We start from the raw sequence: 7,883 nt of genomic DNA on the forward strand, positions 1-7,883 counted from the left end.
CGAAGAAGATCGGGTCGTCGGGGTCCGGCGCGGCGACGACGTTGCCCTCGCCGTCGACGACCACAAGCTGCATCATCGCGATCTGCCCCTGCACCAGCTCGTCACCGTTGTTGGTGACGGTGGCCATCCAGCCGCCGCCGTACTCCGGGAGCGCCTCGCTCGGTCCCCCCTCGACCACCAGGTCGGAGGTCCGCTCCGGCAGGCCGGTAAACGCCTCGCCGCACTCCGGAAAGACTGCGTCGGAGAAGTCCGGGAGCCCGGCATCGCTCCCGCCGCTCGTCCCCTCCCCGCCCGTGGGCTCCTCGGTGGGCTCGGTCGTGGGTTCCTCGGTCGTCTCGGGCTCGGTGGTGCCCCCGCCGCCTGCCGCCGGCGGTCCCTGGCAGGCCGCGGCCACCAGGGCGAGCGCAGCCACACCCCCCAGCACACCGGCTGCTCGACGGCGTCGCTCGCGCGTCGCCGCCCTCGTCGCGTCCTCGATCGGCTCGGTCATCATGATCGGCCTCCTCCATGGGGGTCTCGGTCGAGTGCGGGGATGCCGCCCCCTGCGGGCACCCCTCACCCATCTCGACGAACGAGCCCGCCATCCGGTTGGGTTCGCGACGGAACCTACTTCCGAGAGTCAGGTCAGCTCGAGATCGACCGGGTCCGTCGCCGCCACGATGGAGGTGACAGAACCGTCCTCCGCCCCCGCGGACCACTGGTGCAGCAGCGTCACCACCACGGCCTGGTAGTCGCCTGGCGGCAGCGTGGTGCCGTCGCAGCCGAGTAGCGAGCTGCCGAACCCGAGGTCGATCTCGCTGCCGGCGCTGAGGGAGTACTCGGACTGGGAGTCCCCGAAGAGTCCGGGCGAGACGATCTGACCGTCCTGGATCAGCACCACGTCGTTGTAGAGCGTCCCCGTGACCCGTTGAGTCACGGTGAGCCGGGTCTCACCGCCTGCGATGTCGTCAGTCGCGGCTCGCTCCGAGCGGATCTGCGTACCGATCACCTCCAGCTCGAAACCGGTCTCGATCGCCGGCTCGGTCCAGGGCGCCTGGCACTCGTGCGCCCATGACACCGCCCCGTCAGGCTGGTCCAGCTCCACGGGCGAGGTCTCCACGGACTCGTCGATCACCAGCGGGAACGGGCCACCCTGAGCCTGCTCGAGATCGTCGGGCGCCGTGCTGCCGGCGTCTCCCATGGTGAACATCACGTACACCTCGTACTCGCCGTCGCCCAGCGGTCCCGCATCACCCGCGCACTCGTACGAGCCCTGCACGCGGAACGGGAGCGTCTCACCGGGCTCGATCGCGAGGTGGAAGCCGCCCTCGGCGCCCCAGATCACGTCGTCGGGCATGTCGACCGTGGCCACCACCGTGCCGGCGGAGTCGACAACCACCGTCTGAGACAGTGCGACGTCCGCCTGGATCGGCGTGGCCCCGGTGTTCTCCACCTGCGTCAGCCACTGGCCACCGCCGGTGCCGAGGGTCTCGCTCGGGCCTTGCGTGGCCACCAGCTGGGACGTGCGCTCAGGCAGCCCCGCGAAGGTATCGCCGCACTCCGGGAAGACGGCGTCCGACCAGTCAGCGGGGTCCGTCTCCCCGCCGGTCGGATCATCGGTCGGGTCGTCGGTGGGCGTCTCGGTCGCGGTCTCGGTCGGGTCGCCCGTGGGGTCGTCGGTGGGGTCGATCGTCGTGGTGGGAGTTGCGGGCGGGTTCGGCTCGTTGCTGAATCCGCCCACCTGCCACACCACCGCCGCGACCAGGGCGATCGAGGCCACGCCGGCCAGGCCCGATGCGGCAACGCGCCGCCGTCGGGCGCCCCGCACGCGGCCGGCGATCAAGGTCTCGTCCGGGCCCGGTGCGCCCTCCATGCCGCCCTCGTGCAGGGACTTCTCGAGCAGCCTCTTCATGTCGTCGGCGTTCATGACTTCCCTCCCGCGCTCGAGTCGGCGTCGTCGGAGAGGCTGACTGCCAGGATCGCTCGCCCGTCGCTCAGGTAGCGCTTCACCGAGCCGTCGGCGAGGCCGAGCTCGGCGGCCACCTGTGCGACAGAGAGATCGCCGTAGTAGTGCAGCACCACGCACGCACGCACCTGCGGGGGCAGCTGCGCGAGCGCGTGGGTGGCATCCAGCCTCTGCTCCACGGACCCGGCCGTGGAGTCGACCCGGTCCGGCCGGGCCACGAGGTGTCGGATGCCGACCCACCGACGCCGCCGTCGGTAGGAATCGAGGTACAGGTTGAGGATGGTGCGGCGCAGGTAGGCCTCCGCCTCATGGGTCTCGACGCCTCGGGCCACCTGGGCAGCGCTGCGGCGCCTGCCGAGCGCTCGCACGAACGCCTCCTGCACCAGGTCCTCGGCGCCGTGCCTGTCACCGCAGAGCAGATACGCGGTGCGGTGCAGACGTTGACCGTGCTCGCGCACGAGCGCAGCCAAGGTCTCCTCCCACGTGCTCACACCTCACCCCGTTCCTCGGCTCCTTCATCGTGTCCTACGAACGAGCGCGTGTCTCGGTTGGGTGCGGCGCGGCGCCGATTCGTCACAGCCCCGTGCGACGCCCGGACCGGGCTCAGACCGAGCGCTCACTCCGCACCCTCCGCCTCGGCGCTTGCCGTCACCGAGACCACGAAACCGTCTCGCCAGGGCGAGATCGCCCAGGTGACCAACGGCGGACGCACGACGGCGGACAAGGTCACCTCCGCCGTCGTCCCGTTCGGGGTGCCCGTGGGATCGGCGATCGTCAGCGCCTCGAAGTCGACCAGCCCCGTCGGGGCGGCGGCAAGGTAGTCCTCCGCCGCCTGGTGCACCGAGGCGTCGGTGAGCGGGAGCGCGGGGTCTCGCGGGCGGCCGTCGTGGAAGTAGGAGCCCTCGTCGATGGCGTCGGCGGCATCCGCAGCGACCGCGTCGGCCAGCGCCAGCAGCTGCTTGCGCTCGAGATAGATCGCCGACACCGACACCACCACGAGCACCAGGGCGAGCGCGATCAGGCCGTAGAAGATCGACAGCAACATGATCTGGCCGTCGTCCTCGCGCAGCCGCACGCGCAGCCGATCAGTCATCTCGGAACCCGCTGACCGCGGTCATCGCGTCGGCCGAGATCGCCACCGAGGTGGGCAGCGTCCCGCTGAGGAAGTCCGGTGCCAGCGGCAACGCCACCTCGGTGTGCACCTCGATCAGCACGTACTCCCCCGCGGTGAGGCACTCGGGAACCGAGCACGTCACCTCCAGCGCCGCGGCGGGATCCACCTCGATGCCCTGATCGGCGAACGCCAGCTGCACCCCGAGCTGCGCCGCGACGATCCCCTCCTCGATCGTGTCGGCCTGCGCGATCAGCCGTCCCGCCTCGCGGGCCGCTCCCTCCGCCGCGAAGCTCGCCGCCTGGATCCGCGCCATCGTGAGGATCAGGTACACCAGCGGCACCAGCAGCACCAACGAGACGCCGAGGAACTCGACCACCGCGCTGCCACGCTCCGGATCCCCTAGCCGGGCACGCACCCGGGTGAGCATCCGGACGAGGGCCGGCCACCGCCGTCGGGCTCTCACTCCTCCACCGCCCGGCCGGTGACGACGATCGTCCCTCCCGGTCCCAGGAGACCGAGCACCGGCAGCGGTGCGCTCACGGTCACCGTGACCAGCGTGACATCACCATGGGTGTCGTAGCCGGCGGCGATGCTCTGCGCGTAGCTCTCAGGGAGCGTCATCGCGATCAGCTCGGCGGTGCGCTCCTGGCCGGCCGCCAGGTCACTCCCGTGCAACGCCGCGTACCGGGCGCCCTCCGCAGCGGCGTCGGTGAGCATCGTGCGCACGTGCAGCGCGAGTGCGAGCTGCACCACGCCCAGCACCAGCACGGTCAGCAGCAGCGAGACCAGCAGGAAGTCGACGACTGCCGAGCCTCGTTCGCTCAGCCGCCCCCGAGGATCCGGTCGATCGCCTCGTTGAACACCTGGGTCAGCGCCTCGCCGGCGAGCGCCCAGATCAGGACCACGAGTCCGGCGGTCATCAGGGTGATCATCACCCAGCCGGGCACGTCGCCCCGCTCGGGGTCGGCTGCGAGGGCGGTCCAGCGCCGTCGGAGAGATCTCATCGAGGTGTCCTTCCATGGGAGGTCTACAAGGTGATCGCGAGCACGGACAGGCCCGGGAACACGGCGAACAGGATCGTGACGGGGAGCATGAGGAAGACGACAGGGATCATCATGAGCACCTCGCGGCGGCCGCCCTCCTCCATGAGGGCGCGGTGGCCGACTTCGCGGGCGTCCTGTGCCTGCGCGCGCAGCACCTCCGAGAGCGGGGTGCCACGCTCCACGGCCGTGCCGATGCCGTCGGTGAAGCGGGCGATGCTGGCGAGCTCGGTGCGGCGGGCCATGCCGTCGAGCGCGGGGCCGAGACCCACCCCGGAGCGCACGTCGGCGAGCATGAGGCCGATCTCGCCGGCGAGCTCGCCGCGGGTGCTGCGGGCGACCCGCTCCAGCGCCGCGAGCGGTGACTCGCCGGCGCCGACCGACAGGGCGAGGAGTTCGGCGATCGTGGGGAACTCGGCGATCATGCGGCGCTCGCGCTGCTGCACCTGCTGGGTGAGCCGGTGGTCGCGCAGCAGCGCGCCGCCCACGGCGCACAGCACCACCAGCACGATCAGCGGCAGCAGCGAGACCCCACGGGCCACGCCGATGATCAGCGCGAGCACCAGCCCGATCGCGAGCCCGAGGGTGGCCCAGATGACCTGCTCGGTGCGGAAGGCCTCGAGCGTGGTCGAGGTGCCGGCGCGCACGAGGCGGCGCCGGATCGAGCCGGCGCCGCTGCCGAGCCGCTCGAGCACCCCGCCGATGTCGCGCGCCACCGGCCGCACGATCCGCTCCAGGGTGGGGAAGGGTGTGACCACGTGCGAGTCGGCGAGCAGCCGTGACGTGGTCGGCCGCTCCTGCAGGTACGGCGCCACCCGGTCGACCAGGCGGATCCGACGTGCCGAGATCCGCCAGATGATCAGCACGAGCCCGACGCCGAAGACGAGGCCGATGCCGGCACCGGTCAGACCGGCCGGAGTCAGGTACGCGCTCATCGCAGCACCCGCACGTCCTCGGGCAGCCGCCCGAGCCGGACCATCGCCTGGTATGCGAGCACCGAGGCCCCTGCCCCGACCAGCAGCACGACCACGCCAGTGGCGGAGTTGTACGCCTGGATCGTGGTGGCCCGGGTGCTCAGCATCGCCAGCACCAGCCACGGCGCGGCGGCAGCTACGGCTGTCTAAGAAGTTGCCTGCTGCATCCAGGTCCGATAGGCACGGCTGGGCTAGATTGGATCACGAGGCGGGTGGTCAGAGGCCACCCAAGACGCGAAACCGCCAGAGGCGGCAAGTAGCGGGTCCTCCTCGGGTAGTCGGATGCGGACCGAGACGCAGACCCCAGGGCATCAGAGGTGCGGGGCGTCAGACACCACGTTGACTCTCACATCTACGCCCAGGAGGGGCTATGAGCACCATCGACCTGTCCTTCATGGACGGCGTCCAGTACGCCGAGCGCGGCATCATCACGCAGGCGGACCTCGTCACGTCCACCGCTGACGGCGTCGACCTCAACGATCTCCGGAACGAGTTCCAGGAGGCGATCGACCTCGTCAACAAGGACCGGCTCGCGATCGCCGAGCTGTTCACGTTCAACACCACGAACGCCGTCGACTACCTCGTCTCCGGTTCGACCGGGGTCGAGTTCGAGGAGGCCACCGAGTTCGGTGAGCCTGGCTCGGGGCGTCCGTCTGAGCCCGTGGGCGACCCGCTCGGGTACCCGTTCAAGTGGTGGGACAGCGCGAAGCGGTACACGTGGCGGTTCCTGCAGGACGCGACAGCCGAGGACCTGCGGCACATCCACAACGCCTTCCTCGATGCAGACAACCGCAACCAGTACCGCCACATCATGAACGCGCTGTTCGGCAACACGAACCGGACCTACCAGGGCGTCCCCGTGTACTCCCTCTACAACGGCACGGACGGCAAGACGCCGCCGACCTTCGCGGGCACCTCGTTCGACTCCGGCCACTCGCACTACCTCGTGTCCGGGGCGGCGGTCATCGACCCGACCGACGTCGAGACGCTGATCGAGACCGTCGAAGAGCACGGGCACGGGCGCGTCGTGGGTGACACGATGGTGATCCTCGCGAGCAAGACCGAGGCCAAGGTCATCTCGACCTTCCGCGCAGGGTCGAACGGCGCGTCCTACGACTTCGTCGCGTCGGACACCTCGATCCCGTACCTGACGACCCAGACGCTGGTCGGGTCGCGGCCGGGCGGTTCGTTCCACGGGCTGAAGGTCATCGGCTCCTACGGCGGCGCGCTGATCGTCGAAGACTTCCATGTCCCTGCCGGGTACGTGGTGTCGCTGGCGTCGGCCGGTCCGGGCAGCGGACGCAACCCGCTCGCGTTCCGGGAGCACCCTCGCGCTGAGCTGCGTGGTCTGGTGCAGATCCCCGGTGACAACGCGCGGTACCCGCTCGTGGACTCGTACCTGTCTCGCGGGTTCGGCGTCGGTGTCCGTCACCGTGGCGCGGCGGCGGTCATGCAGGTGAAGGCGACCGGCTCGTACGTGCCGCCGACCTTGGTCTTCTGATCCAGGTTTACCCCTTCCATGCGGTTGCTTTATGAGATTCGGATATAGCGAGGCGAATCCTGAAACAATCGCAATAGCCGGGGCGGGAATGTTCCCCGATGCATTCCCGCTCCGGCAATCATCGGGATCATCGGGCTTAGGAGCTTCACCATGACCTCTCCGACTGTCTCCGCGATGGCGGACCAGACGATGATGGCTATCGCTGAGGCTGAGCGCCTCGCCCCAGACAACGGGCAGTTGCACGAGCACCCGGTGCTGTCTGCGTTCATCCGCGACAACGTGGGTCGTCCCGAGACCGAGTTCACCGTCGAGAACCCTGCACTTCACGGTCCGCGTCCGGTGATCGTGCACCCTCGCGTGTACGACGACCATGACGCGCCCCCTGCCGGGCGTCACCCCGACTACAAGGAGCCCGCCGCGTGCGTGCTCTGCAACGTGAACTCCAGCTACAAGACGACCCGTCGGCTGTGGGTCAGCGCGGGCGCGACGATCTTCCAGTTCCACTTTTGCGAGTTCCACGCGATCGCGATCGAGACCGAGTACGACCCGATCGTCTGGAGGGAGTGACCGGTGCCGAGGTGTGAAGCGACGGTCGCGAGCGAGAAGTCGCCCAACTTCGGCCAGCAGTGCCAACGTGACGCGGTGCGGGGTGCGACCACCTGCGCCGCTCACGGTGGCGTCGAGACCACCACCACGCCAGAGGCCGTGCAGCACAATCGTCAGGCGATGCGCTGCACGGCGACGCGGACCGATGGCAAGCCCTGCCAGAAGTTCGCCATCACGGGTGGCACGGTCTGTGACACGCATGGCGGTCAACTGCCAATCGTGAAGAAGGCTGCGCGTGAGCGGCTGTTGGAGATGGTCGACCCGGCGCTGGTCGAACTCGGTCGCATCATCGAGAACCGGGCCACCAGCGACGCGGACAAGCTGCGTGCCATCGCGATGGTCCTGAACCGCACCGGCCACCACGAGAAGGCCGACATCACCCACGAAGTGAAGCCGTGGGAGGGGATGGTCGAGGGCATCCTGCGCGATGGTGGCTTTCAGATCGAGGATGGAAGCGACGTCACGGTCATCGAGGGCGAGGTTGTCGGGCAGCCGGACCCCGCCGATCAGGACGACGAACCCGAACCCGAACCCGAACCAGAGCCCGAGGAACCCGACCTCGACGCGATCCTGCGACAGGCAGGGGTCGACCCCACTGACCGTCAGGACGACCTGCCCGAGCAGGTGCCGATGCCACCGCCCGAGTTGGCGGACGTGACTCCGTTACGACGCAGCACCCCCGATCACCCCTCGCGTCTGCGCC

At 69.6% G+C, this 7,883-nt stretch carries 11 protein-coding genes and 1 pseudogene; 3 read left to right on the forward strand and 9 right to left on the reverse strand.

What is annotated here, in order from left to right:
• From ACOJSN_RS18985 to ACOJSN_RS19025, 9 genes are all read right to left on the reverse strand, one after another.
• Positions 1-490, reverse strand: a 490-nt coding sequence (locus ACOJSN_RS18985) for a hypothetical protein (protein ID WP_420114054.1), incomplete at its 3' end; no start/stop codon positions are given.
• Between the two features lie 129 nt (positions 491-619).
• The gene (locus ACOJSN_RS18990) at positions 620-1,906 is read right to left on the reverse strand and encodes a hypothetical protein (RefSeq protein ID WP_420114055.1); all 1,287 of its coding nucleotides are present in this window, start codon (positions 1,904-1,906) and stop codon (positions 620-622) included.
• Positions 1,903-2,436, reverse strand: a complete 534-nt coding sequence (locus ACOJSN_RS18995; RefSeq protein WP_420114056.1) for an RNA polymerase sigma factor — start codon at positions 2,434-2,436, stop codon at positions 1,903-1,905. Before ACOJSN_RS18995 ends, ACOJSN_RS18990 begins: the two co-directional genes overlap by 4 nt.
• A 125-nt stretch (positions 2,437-2,561) precedes the next feature.
• On the reverse strand, positions 2,562-3,038 hold the full coding sequence (locus ACOJSN_RS19000; protein ID WP_420114057.1) for a pilus assembly protein TadG-related protein: 477 nt from the start codon (positions 3,036-3,038) through the stop codon (positions 2,562-2,564).
• The gene (locus tag ACOJSN_RS19005; protein ID WP_420114058.1) at positions 3,031-3,522 is read right to left on the reverse strand and encodes a pilus assembly protein; all 492 of its coding nucleotides are present in this window, start codon (positions 3,520-3,522) and stop codon (positions 3,031-3,033) included. Before ACOJSN_RS19005 ends, ACOJSN_RS19000 begins: the two co-directional genes overlap by 8 nt.
• Positions 3,519-3,884: a TadE/TadG family type IV pilus assembly protein gene (locus tag ACOJSN_RS19010; protein ID WP_420114063.1), complete on the reverse strand. Its 366-nt coding sequence runs from the start codon at positions 3,882-3,884 to the stop codon at positions 3,519-3,521. Before ACOJSN_RS19010 ends, ACOJSN_RS19005 begins: the two co-directional genes overlap by 4 nt.
• On the reverse strand, positions 3,881-4,063 hold the full coding sequence (locus tag ACOJSN_RS19015; RefSeq protein WP_420114064.1) for a hypothetical protein: 183 nt from the start codon (positions 4,061-4,063) through the stop codon (positions 3,881-3,883). Before ACOJSN_RS19015 ends, ACOJSN_RS19010 begins: the two co-directional genes overlap by 4 nt.
• Before the next feature lie 23 nt (positions 4,064-4,086).
• The gene (locus tag ACOJSN_RS19020) at positions 4,087-5,034 is read right to left on the reverse strand and encodes a type II secretion system F family protein (protein ID WP_420114059.1); all 948 of its coding nucleotides are present in this window, start codon (positions 5,032-5,034) and stop codon (positions 4,087-4,089) included.
• The gene (locus ACOJSN_RS19025) at positions 5,031-5,180 is read right to left on the reverse strand and encodes a hypothetical protein (protein ID WP_420114060.1); all 150 of its coding nucleotides are present in this window, start codon (positions 5,178-5,180) and stop codon (positions 5,031-5,033) included. Before ACOJSN_RS19025 ends, ACOJSN_RS19020 begins: the two co-directional genes overlap by 4 nt.
• 263 nt (positions 5,181-5,443) lie before the next feature.
• Between ACOJSN_RS19025 and ACOJSN_RS19030 the strand changes: the two genes are divergently transcribed.
• From ACOJSN_RS19030 to ACOJSN_RS19040, 3 genes and pseudogenes are all read left to right on the forward strand, one after another.
• Positions 5,444-6,574: a hypothetical protein gene (locus ACOJSN_RS19030; protein ID WP_420114061.1), complete on the forward strand. Its 1,131-nt coding sequence runs from the start codon at positions 5,444-5,446 to the stop codon at positions 6,572-6,574.
• A 150-nt stretch (positions 6,575-6,724) separates the two neighbouring features.
• Positions 6,725-7,141, forward strand: a complete 417-nt coding sequence (locus ACOJSN_RS19035; RefSeq protein WP_420114062.1) for a hypothetical protein — start codon at positions 6,725-6,727, stop codon at positions 7,139-7,141.
• 3 nt (positions 7,142-7,144) lie between these two features.
• A pseudogene (locus ACOJSN_RS19040) lies at positions 7,145-7,883 on the forward strand (hypothetical protein); the annotation flags it as partial.

This window comes from Pseudactinotalea sp. (assembly GCF_048594945.1).
Classification (GTDB): domain Bacteria; phylum Actinomycetota; class Actinomycetes; order Actinomycetales; family Beutenbergiaceae; genus Pseudactinotalea.

What these genes read in the sequence shown, in the direction of transcription:
- ACOJSN_RS19030 (WP_420114061.1), top strand. Translation starts at nt 5,444, where the DNA reads ATGAGCACCATCGACCTGTCCTTCATGGACGGCGTCCAGTACGCCGAG.
- ACOJSN_RS19000 (WP_420114057.1), bottom strand. Translation starts at nt 3,038, where the DNA reads ATGACTGATCGGCTGCGCGTGCGGCTGCGCGAGGACGACGGCCAGATC.
- ACOJSN_RS19015 (WP_420114064.1), bottom strand. Translation starts at nt 4,063, where the DNA reads ATGAGATCTCTCCGACGGCGCTGGACCGCCCTCGCAGCCGACCCCGAG.
- ACOJSN_RS18990 (WP_420114055.1), bottom strand. Translation starts at nt 1,906, where the DNA reads ATGAACGCCGACGACATGAAGAGGCTGCTCGAGAAGTCCCTGCACGAG.
- ACOJSN_RS19020 (WP_420114059.1), bottom strand. Translation starts at nt 5,034, where the DNA reads ATGAGCGCGTACCTGACTCCGGCCGGTCTGACCGGTGCCGGCATCGGC.
- ACOJSN_RS19035 (WP_420114062.1), top strand. Translation starts at nt 6,725, where the DNA reads ATGACCTCTCCGACTGTCTCCGCGATGGCGGACCAGACGATGATGGCT.
- ACOJSN_RS19025 (WP_420114060.1), bottom strand. Translation starts at nt 5,180, where the DNA reads ATGCTGAGCACCCGGGCCACCACGATCCAGGCGTACAACTCCGCCACT.